The organism is Pseudoduganella aquatica, from assembly GCF_009857595.1.
Taxonomy (GTDB): domain Bacteria; phylum Pseudomonadota; class Gammaproteobacteria; order Burkholderiales; family Burkholderiaceae_D; genus Rugamonas; species Rugamonas aquatica_A.
Genome location: NZ_WWCU01000007.1, coordinates 120,088 through 139,674, shown reverse-complemented (window position 1 = coordinate 139,674; position 19,587 = coordinate 120,088). Strand labels below are relative to the sequence as shown.

The 19,587-nt window shown below is 65.9% G+C and carries 15 protein-coding genes; 7 read left to right on the top strand and 8 right to left on the bottom strand.

Annotation, left to right across the window (positions count from 1 at the left end; genetic code table 11):
* Positions 1-101 precede the first annotated feature (101 nt).
* Positions 102-857 carry a hypothetical protein gene (locus GTP77_RS09065; RefSeq protein WP_161071846.1) on the bottom strand — a complete coding sequence of 252 codons (756 nt, stop codon included), beginning with the start codon at positions 855-857 and terminating at the stop codon, positions 102-104.
* 185 nt (positions 858-1,042) lie between these two features.
* On the opposite strand from GTP77_RS09065, the gene GTP77_RS09060 reads away from it, so the two are divergent.
* Together GTP77_RS09060 and GTP77_RS09055 are read left to right on the top strand one after the other, a co-directional pair.
* Positions 1,043-2,536, top strand: a complete 1,494-nt coding sequence (locus tag GTP77_RS09060; RefSeq protein ID WP_161071845.1) for an ATPase domain-containing protein — start codon at positions 1,043-1,045, stop codon at positions 2,534-2,536.
* 2 nt (positions 2,537-2,538) lie between these two features.
* Positions 2,539-4,053 carry a hybrid sensor histidine kinase/response regulator gene (locus GTP77_RS09055; RefSeq protein WP_229202131.1) on the top strand — a complete coding sequence of 505 codons (1,515 nt, stop codon included), beginning with the start codon at positions 2,539-2,541 and terminating at the stop codon, positions 4,051-4,053.
* A gap of 87 nt (positions 4,054-4,140) precedes the next feature.
* Here the strand turns inward: GTP77_RS09055 and GTP77_RS09050 are convergent, their stop codons facing one another.
* Positions 4,141-6,027: an MFS transporter gene (locus tag GTP77_RS09050; protein ID WP_161071844.1), complete on the bottom strand. Its 1,887-nt coding sequence runs from the start codon at positions 6,025-6,027 to the stop codon at positions 4,141-4,143.
* 95 nt (positions 6,028-6,122) lie between these two features.
* On the bottom strand, positions 6,123-6,854 hold the full coding sequence (locus tag GTP77_RS09045; RefSeq protein ID WP_161071843.1) for a helix-turn-helix domain-containing protein: 732 nt from the start codon (positions 6,852-6,854) through the stop codon (positions 6,123-6,125).
* A 128-nt stretch (positions 6,855-6,982) separates the two neighbouring features.
* Here GTP77_RS09045 and GTP77_RS09040 point away from each other — a divergent pair, with 128 nt between their 5' ends.
* The 4 genes from GTP77_RS09040 to GTP77_RS09025 all read left to right on the top strand — a co-directional run bounded on the left by GTP77_RS09040 (position 6,983) and on the right by GTP77_RS09025 (position 12,905).
* On the top strand, positions 6,983-7,393 hold the full coding sequence (locus tag GTP77_RS09040) for a hypothetical protein (RefSeq protein WP_161071842.1): 411 nt from the start codon (positions 6,983-6,985) through the stop codon (positions 7,391-7,393).
* A 2-nt stretch (positions 7,394-7,395) separates the two neighbouring features.
* The gene (locus GTP77_RS09035; RefSeq protein ID WP_161071841.1) at positions 7,396-8,193 is read left to right on the top strand and encodes a DUF2145 domain-containing protein; all 798 of its coding nucleotides are present in this window, start codon (positions 7,396-7,398) and stop codon (positions 8,191-8,193) included.
* A gap of 72 nt (positions 8,194-8,265) precedes the next feature.
* Complete coding sequence (locus GTP77_RS09030; protein WP_229202130.1) at positions 8,266-11,454, top strand: DUF2339 domain-containing protein; 3,189 nt, start codon at positions 8,266-8,268, stop codon at positions 11,452-11,454.
* Positions 11,451-12,905, top strand: a complete 1,455-nt coding sequence (locus GTP77_RS09025) for a DUF3999 family protein (protein WP_161071839.1) — start codon at positions 11,451-11,453, stop codon at positions 12,903-12,905. Before GTP77_RS09030 ends, GTP77_RS09025 begins: the two co-directional genes overlap by 4 nt.
* Positions 12,906-12,913: 8 nt before the next feature.
* Here the strand turns inward: GTP77_RS09025 and GTP77_RS09020 are convergent, their stop codons facing one another.
* Together GTP77_RS09020 and GTP77_RS09015 are read right to left on the bottom strand one after the other, a co-directional pair.
* Positions 12,914-14,197, bottom strand: coding sequence for a sensor histidine kinase (locus tag GTP77_RS09020; protein WP_161071838.1), 1,284 nt, complete (start codon positions 14,195-14,197; stop codon positions 12,914-12,916).
* Positions 14,197-14,838 (bottom strand): response regulator transcription factor, encoded by a 642-nt coding sequence (locus tag GTP77_RS09015; protein WP_228895528.1) that lies wholly within the window; start codon positions 14,836-14,838, stop codon positions 14,197-14,199. Before GTP77_RS09015 ends, GTP77_RS09020 begins: the two co-directional genes overlap by 1 nt.
* 147 nt (positions 14,839-14,985) lie before the next feature.
* Here GTP77_RS09015 and GTP77_RS09010 point away from each other — a divergent pair, with 147 nt between their 5' ends.
* Complete coding sequence (locus GTP77_RS09010; protein ID WP_161071836.1) at positions 14,986-15,621, top strand: energy transducer TonB; 636 nt, start codon at positions 14,986-14,988, stop codon at positions 15,619-15,621.
* Positions 15,622-15,627: 6 nt separating this feature from the next.
* Here GTP77_RS09010 and GTP77_RS09005 read toward each other — a convergent pair whose 3' ends face one another.
* The 3 genes from GTP77_RS09005 to GTP77_RS08995 are packed head-to-tail and all read right to left on the bottom strand — an operon-like array spanning position 15,628 to position 19,552.
* Complete coding sequence (locus GTP77_RS09005) at positions 15,628-16,662, bottom strand: AbrB family transcriptional regulator (RefSeq protein ID WP_161071835.1); 1,035 nt, start codon at positions 16,660-16,662, stop codon at positions 15,628-15,630.
* Positions 16,663-16,668: 6 nt separating this feature from the next.
* Positions 16,669-17,736: an ABC transporter ATP-binding protein gene (locus GTP77_RS09000; RefSeq protein ID WP_161071907.1), complete on the bottom strand. Its 1,068-nt coding sequence runs from the start codon at positions 17,734-17,736 to the stop codon at positions 16,669-16,671.
* Between the two features lie 40 nt (positions 17,737-17,776).
* Entirely contained in the window at positions 17,777-19,552 is a 1,776-nt protein-coding gene (locus GTP77_RS08995; protein ID WP_161071834.1) for an ABC transporter permease, read from the bottom strand.
* Positions 19,553-19,587 lie beyond the last annotated feature (35 nt).

The following is a 19,587-nucleotide window of genomic DNA, read 5'->3' as shown; positions in this document are numbered from 1 at the left end:
ATGAAACAAAAAAAGGCCAGCCCTCGAAATGCGAGGGCTGGCCCGAAAGGCTGCAGCAGGGGAGACTGCAGCGGGAGTGAAACTGTATGTAAGGCGCTGGCTTATTTCACCGGATCGGCATCCACCACCACGGTCTGGATATTGATACGGGAAGCGGCTTCAAAGCCGGAATCGATGCCCGCCAGCAGCCACATCTTGCCATCGGCGTCGGTCTTGACGATCAGCGGCTCGGCGCTCTTGACGGTCTTGAACTCGGCCTTCGTCACGCCGCATTCCTGCGTGTTGCCGATATTGCCCAGTACCTGCCCGTCCTTGCCGCCGGTGCCCTGGTTGCCGCGGTCCAGGTTCAGGGTGTTGCGGCCGTCCTTCAGCACCGATTTCGGTTCAGTGGCCGAAGCGGCGCCGATGACAAACACCGATTCGCCCGGCGCGCCGCCCACACCGGAGCAGCCGGAGGACACGTCGGTGGAAAATTTGACACTAAAGGTTACTTTATAGCTGGTGGATGGCACGAAACCGCCGAACTGTTTCTTTACATACAAGAACATGTCGTCGCTGCGGTTATGGCCGGCCATGTAATAGCCCTTGCCGGTCAGCGGCGCGTCCACGGTGCGCTGTTCGAAGACCACGAAATCCGGCGCGTCGCCGTCGCCGTAGTCGGTCGATTCGCCCTTCCAGCCTTCAATGCTCTGGCCGAAATCCGCCGTGATTTTCACAGCGACCGGCACGGTGGGCGGCGGCGGACCGGATTGCGGCACCGCAGGCCCCGGATAGTCGCCCGCGCCGCAGCCGGACAGCACGGCGGCGATGGCGGCGATGCCAGCGGCCAGGGCCGACGGCTTGATCAATTGTTTCATCGGATTTATCCCCTGTTGTTATAGGAGCGCACATTGTATGAAAACTGCATTGCAGAAACCGTCACAATTGTAACCATTTGTAGATTTCCATACTGAACTAATTGCAAAATGTGGCCTACCGTACATTGTGTTTTCATACCCTGCGCTATTATTTCCACAACTAATCTCCGTATCTGCGAGTCGCTATGGAACAGCAAAATGAAGACCACAACCGCACCCTGTCTTCCGGCGTTCCCGGCCTGGACAACATCCTTGCCGGGGGGCTGACGCGCGACCGTTTGTACCTGATCGAAGGCGAGCCGGGCACGGGCAAGACCACGCTGGCGCTGCAATTTCTCAATGAAGGCGTGCGCCTGGGCGAATCCGTGCTCTACATCACCCTGGCGGAAACCATCGTGGAACTCAGTTCCGTGGCCCACTCGCACGGCTGGACGCTGGACGGCATCCACGTCGAGGAGATCATCCCCGACCAGTCCGCGCTCGCGCCGGAACAGCAGTACTCCATCTTCCACCCCTCGGAAATCGAGCTGGGCACGACCACGCAGCGCATCCTGGCGGCGGTGGAGCGCTACAAGCCCACGCGCGCCGTGCTCGACTCGCTGTCCGAGCTGCAGCTGCTGGCCGAAAACCCGCTGCGCTACCGGCGCCAGGTGCTGGCCCTGAAGCAGTACCTGGCCAGCCGCAACTGCACCACCATCTTCCTGGACGACCGCACCGCCCTCAGCACCGACCTGCAAGTGCGCAGCGTGGCGCACGGCGTGATCACGCTGGACCTGGCCAGCCAGTCCTACGGCACCGAGCGGCGCCGCCTGCGGGTCGTGAAATACCGCGCCGTCGCTTTCCGGGGCGGCTCGCACGACTACCGCATCCTGTACGGCGGGCTGCAGGTCTACCCGCGCCTGGTGGCGGCCGAGTCGCGCGTCACCAGTCTGCGGCGCCAGCTCTCGAGCGGCCTGCCGGAGCTGGACCACCTGCTGGGCGGCGGCCTGGAGGAAGGCATGAGCACACTGGTGGCGGGGCCGCCGGGCAGCGGCAAGTCCACCGTGGCGGCGCAGTTTGTGGCGGCCGCCTGCGCGCGCGGCGAACGCGCCGCCATGTTCCTGTTCGAGGAGGCGCGCAACAATATGCTGAACCGCGCCGAAAGCCTGGGGATGAAGCTGAACCAGGCCGTCGAGGACGGCCTGCTCACGGTGCAGCAGGTGGACCCGGCCGAGCTGACGCCGGGCCAGTTCACGCAGGCGGTGGTGGAAGCGGCCAGCGGCGGCGCGCGCGTGATCGTCATCGACAGCCTGAACGGCTACCTGAACGCCGTGCCCGACGAGCAGTTCCTGTCCACCTACCTGCACGAACTGCTCACCTACCTGGGCCAGCGCGGCGTGGTCGCCATCGTGGTGGGCGTGCAGGCCGGCCTGATGGGCGGCGCCATGACCACGGCGGTGGACGCCAGCTACATCGCCGACAACATCATCACCCTGCGCTACTACGAAATGCAAGGCGAAGTGCGGCAGGCCGTCGCCGTGTTCAAGAAGCGCGGCAGCAGCCACGAACGCACGCTGCGCGCCTTCCGTATCGGCATGGGGGGCATCCAGGTGGGCGACGTGCTGGCCGGCCTGCACGGCGTGCTGACCGGCGTACCAACCAGCAGCGGGCAGGACGCGCCGCCTCGCGGCAAGCCTTGAGCATGATGGAAAAACGCATCCTCATCTATGCGCCCACCGGGCAGAACGCCGCCCTGTGCCACAAGGTGCTGGAGGTGGCCGGCATCGCCAGCCACGTGTGCGAGACATTGGGCGAGCTGCGCCAGGAGCTGCTGCTGGGGGCCGGCGCGGTGCTGACGGTGGAAGAGGCGCTGACCGCCAGCAGCTTCCGCCTGCTGAGCGAATACGTGGCGCAGCAGCCCAACTGGTCCGACCTGCCGATCTTGCTGCTGGCGCGCGGCGGCGACTCGCTGCTGGTGCGGCGCGCGGTGATCAGCCTGGGCAACCTGACGCTGCTGGAGCGGCCGGTGCGCACCGTCACCCTGATCGCCGCGCTGCATGCCCAGCTGCGCGCGCGGGAACGGCAGTACCAGATGCGCGAAGCGACGCGGCGCAAGGACGAATTCCTGGCCAGCCTGGGCCACGAGCTGCGCAACCCGCTGGCGCCCATCCGCACCTCGGCCGCGCTGCTGCCGCACCTGTTCCCGCAGTCGGCGCCGGCCGGGCGCATCAAGGATGTGATCGAGCGGCAGGTGGTGCACCTGACGCGGCTGGTGGACGACCTGCTCGACGTGGCCCGCATCACCAGCGGCAAGATCGCGCTGCAGCGCCAGCCCATCGTGCTGGCCGACGTGCTGCGGCACGTGATGGAGCTGAGCCAGCAGGCCGCGCTGGCAAAGCGCATCCGCGTGGAACAGCAGCTGCCGGACGAAGGCATCGTGCTGGACGCGGACTACGCGCGCGTGGTGCAGATCTATTCCAACGTGCTGTCGAACGCCATCAAATTCACGCCGCAGGGCGGCCGCGTGGCGCTGCGCGCCTGGCCCGAGCACGGCATGCTGTGCGTGAGCGTGTGCGACAGCGGCATCGGCCTGGAGCAGGAAGCGCTGTCCAAGATCTTCAATATGTTCGAGCAAAGCCGCACGGTCAGCGGGCAGATGTCCAGCGGCCTGGGCATAGGCCTGAGCCTGGCGCGCCAGTTCGCGCAGATGCACGGCGGCACCATCGAAGCGCACAGCGCGGGCATAGGCCTGGGCAGCGAATTCCTCATCAAGCTGCCGCTGCCGGAACAGCCGACGCAGGCGCCCGAACAGGCGCGGGAGGCGCCGGCCGGCCTTGCCGAAGCGGCGTCCAGCCGGCGCACCAAAGTGCTGGTGGTGGACGACAACCGCGACGCCGCCGACTCGCTGGGCGCGCTGTTCGAGATGCGCAACTTCGACGTGCACACCGCCTACGACGGCTACGCGGCGGTGGCCGCCGCCAACCAGCAGCAGCCCGACCTGATCGTGATGGACCTGGGCATGCCCGGCATGGACGGCTACGAAGCGGCGCGCCTGATCCGCCAGCAGCCGGGCGGCCAGGCGATCCAGCTGGTGGCGCTGACCGGCTGGGGCCAGCGCGACGCCCGCAGCCGCACCCAGGACGCCGGCTTCGACCAGCACCTGATCAAGCCGGTCGACTTCGACGACCTGCTGCGCCTGGCCGCCGCATCCCACTAACCCCTCAAAGCGAGCTGAGCCGCATTTCCCCCAATTCGGGGTCTGACCCCGGATGAGAGAAAATGCGGCTCAGCTCGCTTGTAGGAATTATTTCCAATCGCCTCGCAATTCCGCAACCTGGGCGTGCAGCAGTTCGGGGGTAGCGTCGAGCGGTGCGACCGGCTGGCCGACGGCCAGCGCCAGACGCGAGCGCCAGCCTTTGCGGAAGGCGCGCTCGAACACATTGTCCTTGCTGCGGCTGAGCAGGTGGCCCCACAGGCCGCGCAGCGCCATCGGGATTACCGGCACCTTGCTGCGCTCGATAATCTTGGCGATGCCGCCCCTGAACTCGTTGAGCTCGCCCGTGGTGGTCAGCCGCCCTTCCGGGAAGATGCACACCAGGTCGCCCTCGTGCAGCGCCTGCGCAATGTCGATAAAGGCCTTCTCCATCAGCCATGGATCTTCCTTGGCTGGGGCGATCGGGATCGCCTTGGCGGTGCGGAAGATCCAGCCCAGCAGCGGCGTGTTGAAGATGCGGTGGTCCATCACGAAACGGATCGGACGCGGGCTGGCCGCGCCGATCACGATGGCGTCGACGTAGCTGACGTGGTTGCACACCAGCACCGCCGGGCCGCTCTCGGGAATGCGGTCGGCATCGATGGTCTTCACGCGGTGCAGCGTATGGATCAGCATCCAGGCCAGGAAGCGCATCAGGAACTCCGGCACCAGCGAGAAGATGTACACCGCCACCACCGCGTTCATGACGGCCGTGGCCAGGAACAGCTGCGGGATGGTGAAGCCCTGCCCCAGCAGCACGATGGCGACGCCGGCCGCCGCCACCATGAACAGCGCGTTCAGGATGTTCATGCCGGCGATGGTGCGCGACAAATGGGCCGGCTCGCAGCGGATCTGGATCAGCGCGAACAGCGGCACGATGAAGAAGCCGCCGAACACGCCTATCATCACCACGTCGAACAGGATGCGCAGCGCGCTGTCCTGCGCCACAAAGCCCAGCCACTGCACGGCCGCCGTGTTGGTGTAGCCCATGCTGGCGAAATACAAGTCCACGCCGAACAGCGTGAGGCCGATGGAGCCGAACGGCACCAGGCCGATCTCCACCTTGTGCCCGGACAGGCGCTCGCACAGCAGCGAGCCGGTACCCACGCCCAGCGAGAACACCGTCAGCAGCAGCACGAACACGCTATGGTCGCCGTGCAGGAATTCCTTGGCGTAGACCGGGAACTGGGCGAGGATCAGCGCGCCATAGAACCAGAACCAGGAGTTGCCCAGCATGGACAGGAACACGCTGCGGTTCTGCCTGGAGAAGCCGATATTGCGGATGGTTTCGCTCACCGGGTTCCAGTTGATTTTCAGGTCAGGCGCCGACGCCGGCGTGAGCGGCACGCGGTAGCTGGCGAGCAGGCCTATCACCGCCACCGCCACCGTGGCCCCGGCCACCAGTTCTATGCCTATGCCTTTGTAGGCCACCAGCACCGCGCCCAGCACCTGGCCCAGCAGGATGCCGACAAAAGTGCCCATTTCGATCACGCCGTTGCCACCCATCAGTTCCTCGGGCTTGAGCTGCTGCGGCAGATAGGCGTATTTGACCGGGCCGAACAGCGTGGAGTGCACGCCCATGCCAACCACGGCGGCGATGAGCAGCCACAGCGTATGCGTCATCCAGCCCGCGCCGGCCATCAGCATGATGGCCACCTCCAGCCATTTCACCAGCCGCGACAGGCCCGCCTTTTCAAACTTGTCGGCGATCTGGCCGGCCGTGGCGGAAAACACCACGTAAGGCAGGATGAACAGGCCGGGAATCAGATTGGTCACCGTGGAGGGCGACATGCTGGTCCAGCTGGCCGCCTCGAAGCCCAGGATCACCATCAGCGCGGTCTTGAACAGGTTGTCGTTGAAGGCGCCCAGGAACTGCACCCAGAAGAAGGGGGCGAAGCGGCGCTGCGTCAGCAGGGAAAACTGGCTGGGCTTGCTCATGGTGGCGGTCTTTGCAAAAGTTAAATGTTGAACATAGACAAAATATATCAGGAAGCATGGTCCGGCAAGCGGCCCGTGACCGGGCGAAGCTTGATTTAACGCATCAAAGACTGAAACGCCTTCGGCATCCACGGCCGCGCCGCCAGCATGAAGGTCAGCGAATGCCGCTGTTCATACGGCAGGCGGGCATCGTCCTGATGCTGGCGCGAGAACTCGTCGGCCACCTGCTTCAAGCGCTCCAGCAGCGCCCTGGTGGAACGCTGCGACAGCATCACGCTCACCAGCTTCATGATCTCCTGCTCGCCGGCGAAGCGCGCGTCGAGGAAATCGCCGTAGGCCTCGCCCCGGAACCAGGTCTGGATCGGGCCGTTCGGTATCCAGCTGAAGGTGCGCGCCACCAGCAGCTTGACGCGGTTGTTCGGCATCAGCCGGAGGAAGCCGGTCTTGTCCAGCCGCAGCAGGTACTTCACCGCTTCCGCCTCGCTGATCTTGTACACCGCCACGATTTCCTCCAGCGGTATCATGTTCAGCGACGCCACTGCCACGATCAGCAATTTCGTGTCGCCGATGATTTCCTGCTCCTGCGCATAGCTCAGCTGCGCAATCAGCTGGGGGGCGTCGGTGGCGGCCTGCACCAGCTCGGCGAAATCCATGCCGACCGCCTCCAGTATCTGCTCCAGCCGCTCCAGCGTGAAACTGCGCTGCGCAAACATGCGCTTGACGCTCGCTTCGGACAAGCCGATGCGCTTGGCCAGTTCGGCGTACGTCACCGCCTTGGCCTTCAACTGCCGTTTCAGTGCGTCGATCATGAGGCTGGAATGGGACATGGGCTAGCTTTGCGCCAAAAGTATCGAAAAATAATACCACGCGCCCCAATTCTGACAACTAGTATCGAAAATATTGCCAGCCAGGCTGGCCGGGTCCAAGATGCGCCATCAACCCACCGGAGACCCAAATGAAACGCCTGTTGCTGCTTTCCCTGCTCTGCCTCACCACTGCCGCCGCCAATGCGAACGGCGCCAACTCCGAATTGTCGCGCGCCTCGGAAGCGCTGTCCGGCGCGGCCGGTATCGTCGTGCTGGGATCGATGTCGGCGGTGGCCGCATCTGGTTACGTGCTTATCGCCAGCGTGGACGCGGTGGCCGACGGCAGCGTGATCGTGCTGAAAGGCGCGTCGGACGGCGCCACCGCCTCGGTCAAGCTGAGCGCCAAGGCGGCTGAAGGCCTGTCGCGCGCGGCCGGGCAGGCCGTCACGGTGACGGCCATCTCCACCGGCCACGTGCTGGTCATGTCCGGCAAGGCCATCGCCTTCATCCCCAACGAAATCGGGCAGGCGCTGATACACCATAGCCGTGTGGGGCAATAATCATGCGCCGCCTGATCATGCCGGCCGCAGCGCTGGCCGCCCTCCTCCTGGTCCTGCTCCCGCACGCGGCGCGGGCAGGCAACAGCTGCGAGGACAAGCCGCTGGAACTGCAATCCATCGTCAAGGGCATGGACCTGGCGCTGCGCACCAGCCGCGCGCTGGACGAGAGCGGCGCGCAGGTCGCCTTCATCGCGCGCGCCGGGCAGGACCTGAGCAAATACCGCCTGCGCTACTCGCACATGGCGCTGGCGTGGCGCGACGAGGAACGCCAGCGCTGGCTGGTGGTGCACGAACTGAACGACTGCGGCAGCGCCACGTCCGCCCTGTTCAATGAAGGCCTGGGCAACTTCTTCCTCGACGATATGTTCCTGTACGAGGCGCAGCTGGTGATCCCCAGCCCGGAAATGCAAGCCCGGCTGGCGCGCGTGCTGTCCGCCAGCACGCCGCGCAAGCTGCATCAGAGCAGCTACAACATGCTGTCCTACGCCTACTCCACGCGCTACCAGAATTCCAACCAGTGGGTACTGGAAACCTACGCCGCCGCAAGCGCGGAGCCGGGCCGGGTGGAAACGCGCGCCGAAGCGCAAGCCTGGCTGCAGCAGTCCGGCTTCCGCCCCATCACGGTCGAGATCCCCGCCATGACGCGCCTGGGCGCGCGCATGTTCCGCGCCAACGTGGCTTTCGACGACCATCCCTACGAGCGCCGCATGGCGGGCCAGATCGACACCGTAACGGTGGACTCGGTTGTGCGTTTCATCAAGGCGCAGGACAAGCAAGCACGTACGATCACGATACGCTGAACCACATTGGCAGGAGCTGTCATGGAAACAATCATCCTCGGGATTTTAGCGCTTGGGTTGTATTTAATCGGGATGCCGGTCTATTGCATCCTCGCCGCGCGGCGCGCCAGCCGGCATGCAGAGAGCAACGACCGGGATCTGCTGCAGCTGCGCCATCTGGTTGACGAATTGCGGATGCAGGTGCGGGAACTGTCGGCAAAACGCGCGCCAACCATTCCGCCCGCCCCGACGGTCACGGCCGAGCCGCCGGCCGCCAGGCAGGACGCGCAGGCTGCTCCTGCAGCAAGTGCGCCCACCGCTGCAACGCCCACTGCACCACCCGCCGCACCGCCGGTTGCACGCCCCGCTGTACCTGCCGCTGTACCTGCCGCTGTACCTGCCGCTGCACCCGCCGACGCTCCGGCCGACGCTCCGGCCGATTCTCCCGCCGCAGCCGCTGACGATATCCCGCTCTACACCCGATCACTGGGTGCGCCGCCGGCATGGCTGACGGCCGCGCACGCATGGCTATTGGGCGGCAACATCGTCGCCAAGCTTGGCCTGTTGATCCTGTTCATGGGCGTGGGCTTCCTGCTCAAGTACACCGCCGCCAATTTCAACACCCCCATCGAGCTGCGCCTGAGCACCGTGGCGCTGGCGGACATGGCGCTGCTGGCCTGGGGCTGGCGCATCCGCGAGACCCGGCCCGGCATGAGCCTGCCCGTGCAAGGCACGGCGATTGCGGTCCTGATCCTGACGACCTTTGCGGCCTTCCGCATCTACCATCTGCTGCCCGCCACGCCGGCCTTTGCGCTGCTCATCGTCTTCGTTGCCTTCGCCTGCGTGCTGGCAGTGCTGCAAGACGCCGTCTGGCTGGCCGTTTTCGGCATCATCGGCGGCTTCGCGGCCCCAGTGCTGATCTCCACCGGCAGCGGCAACCACGTTGCCCTGTTCAGCTACTGCGCGACTCTGAACACGGGCATACTCTGCATCGCCACCAAAAAATCCTGGCGCGCCCTCAACGTGCTCGGCTTCGCCTGCACCTTCGTGCTCGGCACCGCTTGGGGCGTGCTGCGCTACGCGCCGGAAAACTACCTGTCGGCCCAGCTGTTCCTCGGACTGTTCCTGCTGATGTACATCGCCATCGCCGTCTTCTACGCGCAGCGGCAAGCGCCCAAGCTGGCGCACTACGTGGACGGCACGCTGGTGTTCGGCACCCCGCTGGCGGTCATCGGCCTGCAGCACGGGCTGGTGCAGCATATGGAGTTCGGTATGGCCTGGTCGGCCCTCGCCATGGGCCTGCTCTACACCGGCCTGGCGCTCGCGCTGTGGCGCCGCATGGGCGCAAGCGGCCGTCTGCTGGCCGAATCTTTCCTGGCCCTCGGCGTGGTGTTCGGCACGCTGGCCCTGCCCTTTGCGCTGGACGGACGCTGGACCGCCACCGCCTGGGCGCTGGAAGGCGCCGGCCTGGTGTGGGTGGGCCTGCGCCAGCAGCGCAAGCTGGCATGGATCTTCGGACTGCTGGTCCAAGCCGCCGCCTGGATCGGCTTCCTCGGCGACATTGTCACGCCCGATGCCACCATCGTGGCCGGCACCAATATCTGGCTAGGCTTCCTGATCCTGGCCGCCAGCACCTTTATCGCCGCCGTTCAGTTGCGCGGCGCGGACGACGCCGTGCCGGCAGACCTGCGCAGCCAACTGGCCCCGCTCCTGCTGGCCGTGGCAGCCGCCTGGCTGCTGGCGGGCGCCTGGAACGAAGTGTTCAGCCGCAGCAGCGGCGCACTGCAGCTTAACTTGCTCACCGCGAGCGCGCTCATGGTGGCAGCCCTGCTCGGTGTGATTGCCGGCCGCTTGCGCTGGCGCATGGCGGGCAGTTACACCGTGGCGGTACAGCTCCTGGCCGCCGCCGTGTTCCTGTACCGCACGAACTGGTACTGGATTGACGGCCGGATCCCCCTGCTCGACGGCCCATTCCTCAGCGCTGCCATGCTGGGCGCCGGCCTGTTCCTCTCCAGCCTGTCGTTCCGCCGTCGCGCCCAACGCAGCGCCGCCCAGGATGACCGGGACGCGCTCGCCCTCACTTCCGACGCCCTGCTGACCGGAGTGGGACTGGCCTGGTTCGGCATGGCACTGGCGCCCCTGGCCTCCTGGCTGGCGGACCAGTATTCCCTGCCGCAGAGCCTTGCCGTGCCAGCCATGGCATCGTTCTACGCCATCGCCGCCAGCGTGCTCGCATTGGTCCTGCAATACCTGGCGCGACGCCTGGACTGGAGCGGCCTGCGCGCGCTGGCAGCGCCGGTGTGGCTCGCACTGGCCGGTATCGGTGCCGCCATGCTGCTGGTGATGTACATGGCAAGCCAAACGCCCGGTGCACTGGCATGGAGCGCTTACGCCATCGCATGGGCCGCCGCAGAATACACGCTGCGCACCTGGACGCGCATGGCATGGCCGCTGCCGCGCGCCGCGCTGGTGGCACTCCATCTGCTGCGGATCGCCGTGCCTTGGCTGATGATCTGGCCGGTACTGAACCACGCCATCAGCGGCGCGCTGCTGGCGGGCAGCACCGAAGCGCAGACCCGCTTGCTGCTGGACGGCTGGGAAGTCAGCGGAGGCTGGGCGCGCTACCTGCCCGCATGGGCCATGATGGCCGCCACCGCCTTCCTGCTGCGCTGCGCGGCGAAGGACGACTGGCCGCTGCAGCCCCTGAACGGCTGGCACCGCAGCGTGCTGCTGCCGATCGCCGCAGCGTGGACATTGCTGCTGGCGGCGCGCTGGAACCTGCTGTACAGCGGCGCCATGGAACCGCTGCCCTATCTGCCCTTGCTTAACCCGCTGGATCTGACAACCGGCTTCGCACTGCTGCTGGCGGCCGCCGCGTTCCGGGAACACCGCTACGCCGCGCAACTCAGGCTGGCGGCAGCCGGCGCCGGCTACGTGTGGTTCAACCTGATCCTGTTGCGCTCCGTGTCCAACTACATGGATGTGCCCTACCGCTTCCATGCGCTGATGGCATCGCAATTCGTGCAAGCGCTGCTCTCGCTGATATGGACCGTGAGCGCCATGCTGCTCATGCGGATGGCGGCGCAGCGCGGCTTGCGCACGCTATGGGGCCTAGGCGCGGCGCTACTGGCTGTGGTGGTACTCAAACTGTTCGCGGTCGACCTGTCCAACGCGGGCGGCATAGAGCGCATCATATCCTTCATCGGCGCCGGTTTGCTGATGGTGGCCATAGGCTACGTGGCGCCGCTGCCGCCTGCCGCCCAGCGTGCGGAGGCCGTGTGAAGCGCGCCGTCCTGCGTCTCATCCCGCGCCACGCCGCCCTTGCGGCACTGCTGCTGGCGGGCGCCTGCCACGCGGCCGCTCCGGCAAGCACCGCCGGCTACAGCCACACCATCGCCGTCAACGTGGATAAGGACAGCGGCCTGGCGGCGCTGCGCCTGCCGCAACAGGTTTACCTCGGTTCCCAGTCGTCATCGCTGGGCGACTTGATCGTGTTCGACAGCACCGGGGCAGCCGTGCCATTCGCGCTGCTCGCGCCGCCGGTGCAAACGCGCACCACGGTGACCGAGCTGCCGGTGAAGATCTTCCCGCTGAAATCGGCAGTGGGTACGGCCGGCGAAGCGGCAGGCGCGCGGCTGGATATCCGCACCGACGGCAGCGGACGCCTGCTGTCCGTCGCAAACAGCCCGGCATCGCCAGCCGCCGCCGCGCAGGAAAGGCTGTCGAACCTGATACTGGATATCGGCAGCGACAAGGACGCGCGCGGCGAAGCGCCTGCAATATCGGCGCTGCGCTTCGAACTCCCACCGGGCACACCCAGCTACAGCGCGCAGCTCTGGCTGGAAACCAGCGACGACCTGCAGCATTGGGAATCCACCGGCGCCGCCGAATTGAACTGGCTCGCCAATGCAAATGCCGACACGCTGTCGAACAGCCGCATGGTGCTGCAAGCCGCCCGCTTCCGCTATGCGCGCATCAGTTGGCGCAGCGGCACGCCGCTGGTGTTCGCACGCATTGTGGCCGAAAGCGCCAGCACAGCCAAAACAGGCACGCCGCTGGATACCATCACCCTGCAGCCCACGACGGCCAGGAACGGCACGGACCTCGTGTACCGCAGCAGCATCGCCATCCCGGTGGAGCGCATCGGCATGCAGTTTGACGCCGCCAACGTTGTCTTCCCCGTTGTACTGGGCCGCTACGAGCAGCTGCCAAGCCGGCACCGCAGGCACCAGTCCCAGCCGGTATGGCAGTTCATTCCCGTGCTGAACACCACCTTTTACCGCATCAGCCAGCAAGGCGTGGAACGCAAATCGGACGATGCCGCCATCGAAGAGACGCACACGGAAACCTGGGTCGCGAAGACGCAGCACGCCTCGGCGGTGCAGCCGGCGCTACGCGTTTCCTGGACGCCGTCCACGCTGCTGCTGCTCGCCAACGGCAAAGGCCCCTACCGGCTTGCTTTCGGCCGCGCGGACACCGAACGGGCCGCGCTGCAACCGTCCCAGATCGCGCCCGGCTTCAGCGCCGACGAACTGCGCGCCCTGCCGCAAGCGCACGCCGAACCGCCTGCCGCTCAACCGGCGCCGGGCATCCCCGGCGCCGCGCCTCCGGAATCCAAGGTCACGCAGCGCACCGTCATCCTCTGGACAGTGCTGCTGGCCGGGATCGCCCTGCTGGCCTACTTCGCACGCACCCTGCTGCGCCAGATGAACGGCAGCCAGCAGTCGAAATAGGTTCCGGCCTACATCCCCAGCGGCAGGCGGATGGCGATGGTGGTGCCCTGGTGGCCGGTGGCGATGGCCAGGCTGCCGCCGAACGCGTCGGCCCGCTCGCGCATGCCGATGATGCCGATGCCGGGCGACGCTTGCGCCGGGTCATAGCCTTTGCCGTTGTCGGCCACCTCGATCAACAGCGTGCTGCCTTGCGGACCGGCCGCCTGCCGCAAGGAGACTGTCACGCGCGTGGCACGGGCGTGCTTGACCACGTTGGACAAGGCTTCCTGCACCGTGCGGTACGCGGAGATGGCGACTGCGCTGTCCAGTTTTGAGAAGTCGCCTTCGGCCTGGAACTCGAAGCGGCAGCCTGCGCCTGCGCGGTCGTAGTGGCGCACCATTTCTTCAAGCGCGCCTTGCAGGCCCAGCATCTCAAGCACTTCTGGCCGCAAGCGCCGCACCAGCGCGCGGCCGCTGTTGTACAGTCCCAGCGCCAGCTGGATCACGCCCTGCGCGCGCGCAGCGATCTCCTGCGCCTCCGGCCCCTGCTCCAGCTTGCGCGACAAATCCACCACCCGCTGCGACTCCAGCCGCACCGCGATCAGCGTGGCGTTCAGCTCATCATGAATTTCCAGCGCGATGCTTTTGCGCTCTTCCTCCACCGCGCTGTTCACCTTGCGTATCAGCCGGCGCTTCTCCGCGTCGGCCTCGCGCAAGGCGCGGATGGAGGCGTTCAGCGAATGACTGAACTGCTTGGCCAGATGCCAGGCCAGCAGCGCGCACACCAGCAGCCCCAGGCTCGCCACCAGCAGCGCAAAGCAGAAGCGGCCGGTCTGCTTGCGCAGCATGGCGGTGGAGGACATGGTCACGCGCACGTGGCCGACCGTCTCCACCGTCATACCCTCCGGTCCCGGCGCAAGGCTCTGCATATTCATCCAGACCAGGCGCCGCAGGATGGGCGTCTCGTAATAGTTCGGCTCCGGCTGGCCGCCGCTGCGGCTGGCCACTTGCAGCAAGGGCTTGCGCGCCTTGTCGAACAACTCCACCTTGTGGATGCTGCTGTCCGACTGCATCATGCGGCTGACGCTGGACCGAAGCTCATCGAGCTTGCCCAGGCTGATGCTGTATTCGCTGCTGTCTGCCACCACCTTGGCGACCAGCGGCCCGCGCTCGGCCAGCTCCTCCCGCACCTCGGTCAGGCGCGACTGCCAGGCGTAGGCCACAAAGGTGACGAACATATACGCCACCGGCACGATGATAATGGACAGCAGCCGCGCGCGCACGCTCCAGCCGCGCCAGAAGGCCAGCGCCATCAGGGTTCAATCAGGCCGTGCTTGACGGCTAGCCGCGTGATCAGCGCGGGCCGGTGCACGCCCAGCTTCTCCTTCACGGCCTGGCTGATATTGCTGATGGTCTTGGTGGATACGTCCAGCTTCTCGGCGATCTCCGCGTTGGTCAGGCCTTCGGCCATCAGCGTGAAGATCTCCAGCGCGCGCTCGTCAAGCTGCGCCTGAGGCGACTGCTCGCCCTGCACCGACAGCTGCGCCAGGCGCTCGGCGATCTGCGGCGCGAAGTACAGCCCACCCTCCTGCGCGCGCAGCACCGCCGCCGCCAAATCGGCCGGATCGCAATCCTTGGTCATGAAGGCGCGCCCGCCGAGGCGGTAGGTTTCCTTGATCAGGCTGTCCTGGTCGAACTGGCTCAGGAACACGATCTTGGCCGACGGCGTCTGCGCCAGCACCTGCTTGGCCACGTCCAGCCCGGTCAGCTCCTCGCCGAAGCGGATGTCCAGCACCAGCACGTCCGGCTGCAGGGCCGCGAACTGCGCGATGGCGTCGGCCGGCGTGCGCGCCTGCCCCACCACGTCCATGCCGTGGCTCTCCAGTGACATGGCAAAGCCCGTCATGACAATCGGATGGTCATCCGCCAGCAGAACCCGTGTTTTTCGTTCCATTTCCATCCAGTCGCAAAAATAATTTCCACTGGTTAGAAGCATATCACACCATGCATTTCCACTGAAACTGCTTTTCGTTTTCTATTTGATAGAATAATATAATTCCACAACCTAGCAATTTTAGGTTCCACATGAACAGGAGCGCACATGAAGAACGAAAAAAACCTGACCGGCATCACGGTGGTCGCAGCCCTGCACGTGGCTTTGGCCGTGCTGGTGATGAGCAGTTCCCGCATCACGGTGTTCCATTTGCCGGAAACCACCGTGGATCTGGTGAAGGAAGTGGTGGAGCCGCCGCGCAAAGTGGAATACACCGACCTGCCGATGGACGCGCCGCGCCAGCCCGACATCTACGTGCCGCCCGTGCCGGACCATATTCCGCAGCAGCAGTCCAACGTCACCGCCCGTCCGCTGACGGACAGCGCGCAGCCGTCGACTCCCGGCCCGGTGGTGGCCAGCGCAGACACCGGCGCCGCCCGCGTGGCGCCGACCAGGGCGCCGGTGCATGTGGCTGCGGTGGTGGACGCAGCCAACTGCGCCAAGCCGGACTACCCGAAAAGCGCGCTGCGCAACGGCGACTCCGGCGCGGTCACGCTGGCCCTGCTGATCGGCACCGACGGCCGGGTGGCGGATTCAAAAATAGTAAAGTCCAGCGGCTTCCGCGACCTGGACCGCGCCGCGCAGGTGGGACTGGGCCTGTGCAGGTTCAAGCCCGGCACCATAGACGGCGTGCCTCAGCAGTCCTGGACGCGCATGCAATACGTGTGGAATCTGGATGATTGAACGGCGCTAGGAGCGCATGCGGCGGAACAGCGGCCCTATCGCCAGCACCAGGATCACCATGCGCGCCACGTGGAAAGCGGTGACAATAGGTACGCCGAGATGCAGGGTCTGCGCCGTCAATGACATTTCGGCGATGCCGCCGGGAGAAGTGGCGAGGATGGCGGTGCCGGGGTTCAGGCCCGCCATCTTCGCCAGCAGCAGGCCGAAGGCGGCGGCCAGGGCCAGCGCCAGCGCGCTGCAGGCCGCTACGCTGGCGAGGTAGCGCGGCGCGGTGTGCAGAAAGCCCGGCGTGAAGCGCGTGCCGAGCGATATGCCGATGAACAGCTGCCCTGCTTTCACCATCCATTCGGGCAGGCGGCTCAGGTGGATGCCGAAGGCGGTCAGCGCCATCGCCATCAGCAGCGGGCCGATCACCCACGCATTCGGCAAGCGGCCCTTCTTCAGCGCCAGCGCGGCGGCGCTGGTGAGCAGTATCAGCACCAGCAGCCCCGCCGGCTCCACGCTGCGCGCGCCCGGCACGAACAGGTCTGTCCCCATGCCCAGGCCATGCTGGCCCCAGTAGCGTATGGCAAACGGGATAATCCCCACCACCATCATGATGCGCAGGCTGTGCGCGGCCGCCACGCGCTCCACGTTGGCGCCGTGATGCTCGCCCTGCACCGCCATCTCGGAAGCGCCGCCTATGGCCATGGCGAAGAAAGCCGTGGTGCGGTCCGTGCGGGAGAGTTTGTGCAGCAGCCAGGCGCAAAAGCAGCCGAGCAGCAGCGCGAAGGCGACTGCGGCGGCGATCCAGCCCGCGCGCGCAGCCAGCACGGCGAGCACCGGCGCGGTGAAGTACAGGCCGAGCGCGGTGCCGATGGCCCACTGTCCCGCTTCGCGCACGCGCACCGGCGCGCTTAAATCAATGCCGCACAAGCGCATTGCTGCGGTGGCAAACAGCGGGCCTATCATCCACGGCAGCGGCGTGTTGAGGACCACGCACAGCAGCGCGGCGGCGATGCCGGCCGCCAGCGCGGAGAGAAAGGCCCGCCCGGGTTCCACGCTGCCTCAGAACACCCAGAGCTTTTCGGCCGGCAGCTGCAGCCAGTAGCTACCTGCGTCCAGCTTGTACTTCGAGTAGGCGCGCAGGCTGATGTCGCCATTGGCGCTCTGGAACAGGCATTCCCAACGGTCGCCCAGGTACATGCAGGTGAACAGCGGCACCTGGATAGCGTTCTCTGCCTGCTCGGAACTGATGCGCACCTCCTCCACGCGTATCAGCGTGGCCGAATCGGCCATGCCCGCGCCGCGAGCAGTGCCGCGCAGCTTCTGGCCAGTCACTTCCAGCACCACGCTGGCGCCGTCGCGCGACAGCACCTTGCCCGGGAGGCGGTTGTTACTGCCCATGAACTCCGCCGTGAACAGCGTTTCCGGCGTTTCGTACATGCTTTGGGGCGTGCCTTGCTGCTCGATCTTGCCGTTGTTGAGCAGCAGGATGCGGTCGGAAATCGCCATGGCTTCGGCCTGGTCGTGCGTCACCATCAGCGCGGACAGGCCCAGGCGCACAATCAGCTCGCGCAGAAAGGCGCGCGCTTCTTCGCGCAGCTTGGCGTCCAGATTGGACAGCGGTTCGTCCAGCAGGATTACGGGCGGGTTGTACACCAGCGCGCGCGCAATCGCCACGCGCTGCTGCTGGCCGCCGGACATCTGGTGCGGGAAACGCTCGCCCAGGTGGCCCAGGCCCAGCTGCTTGAGCACCTCGTTCACGCGCTCCTTGATTTCGGACGATGGCATCTTGCGCAGCTTCAGGCCGTAGGCGACGTTGTCGAACACGGTCTTGTGCGGCCACAGCGCGTAGGACTGGAACACCAGGCCCAGGTTGCGCTGCTCGGCCGGCATCTCGAAGGATTTCGATCCGTCGAACACATTGCGGTCGCCGATGTTGATGGTGCCCAGCTTCGGGCTTTCCAGGCCGGCCACGGCGCGCAGCAAGGTGGTCTTGCCGCTGCCGGAAGGGCCTAGCAGTGCCACCACTTCGCCCTTCTGCAGGTGCATCGATACGCCCTTGAGGATGGGGTTGGCTGTGGCGCCCTGGCCGTATTCCAGGTGCAGGTCGTTGACGGTCAATTCATTCATGGCGAGGTCTCGTTTCATGATTATTCTCTCAGTTATGCACTTAGTTGTGCAGCTTCACGCCAAAGCGCAGCGCGATGCCCAGGCCCACGGCCACCAGCGATATATTGATGAAGGACAGCGCCGCCACCAGGTCGGTCGAACCGCCCGCCCACAGCGACACCAGCATGGCGCCGATCACCTCGGTGCCCGGCGAGAGCAGGTACACGCCGGTCGAGTATTCGCGCTCGAAGATCAGGAACACCATCAGCCATGCGCCCAGCAGGCCGTATTTGATCAGCGGCAGCGTCACGTCGCGCGTCACCTGGCCGCGCTTGGCGCCCACGGCGCGCGCCGCTTCTTCCAGCTCGGGACCCACCTGCAGCAGCGCGGTCGAAATCAAGCGCATGCCGTAAGCCAGCCACACCACCGAGTACGCCAGCCACACCGCAAAGATGGTGGAACGCAGGGAACGTAGCGCGGGAATCAGGTGCTCGCTCAGCCACAGGGCCAGGCCGTTGTCCATGCCCTTGAGCATGCCGTCCAGCCACGAAGGCACGAACAGGAACACCCACAGGAAGGCCAGGCCGGCCAGCAGGCCAGGCACGGCGCGCGGCACCAGCACGCTGTAGTCCAGCATGCGGGTGATGCCGTCCGGCTTGCGGTGCATGGCCAGCGCAATGGCGCAGTAGCAGGCCACGGCCAGGCCGCCGCCGATCACGCCGATCAGCACCGTGTTCAGGATGCCGCGCATCAGCGAGTGCTGCTCGAAGATGTCGCGGAAGTGCTGCAGCGTGAGCACGTCGGCCAGCTTCACGCCCTCGCCCCAGTACTGCACGAAGGAGCGCAGCACGATGCCGGTCAGCGGCAGGATGATGGTGAACAGCAGCCAGGCGAACAGCAGGCCGAAGGCCAGCCATTTCCATTTACCGAGCGGCATGGCCTTGGTGCGCGCGCCCTTGCCCTTGATGGACACGTATTTATTGGCCGACTTGAGCAGCCAGCGCTGCATCATCACCAGCGGCATGGTCACCATCACCAGGCAGACGGCGACGGCGGCCATCAGGTGGTAGGACGGCGTACCCAGCTTGTTGGTCAGCTTGTACAGATAGGTGGCCAGCACCAGGTGGCCTTCCGGATCGCCCAGCACCAGAACCAGACCGAACACCTCGAAGCCGAGGAAGAACACCAGCACGCCGGCGTAGGACAGCGCGGGCATGATCATCGGCAGCGACACGTTCATCATCACCTGCCACGGCGAGGCGCCTGCCACGCGGGCCGCTTCCTCGACGTCCGAGCCCAGGCTTTTCAGCGCGGACGAGGCATACAGATAAACGTGCGGCACGTGCGTGAGACCGGCAATGATGACGATGCTGGTGAAGGAGTAGATATTCCAGGGAATGAAGCCGAGCAGCTCCTTGGCCCAGATCGAGTAGAAGCCCACCGGCCCCATGGAGACCACGTAGCCGAAGCCCATCACCATGGGCGAGACGAAGATGGGCACCAGCAGCAGCGGCGCGATCCAGCCGCGGCCAGGCAGGTCGGTGCGTATCATCAGGAAGGCCAGCGCGCCGCCCAGCGGCACGGCGATGGCTGCCAGGCCGGTGGCCAGGATCAGGCCATTCCAGAACGCCTGCGCGAAATCGGGGTCGTCGAAGATGAAGCTGTAGGCTTCCAGGCTCAGCACCTTGTTCGGCATGAAGAACGGCGCCGACAGGAAGCTCTGATAGAAGATCAGGTACAGCGGCAGGAAGATGGCGATCGCGGTCAGCGTCACCACCACGCCGCGCGGCCAGTTCAGGCTGCGGCGGCCGCTTGAGGGTAGGGTCAATGTTTGCATGGTCGGGTCTCGATTCAACGGTTGGCTGCTGCTTG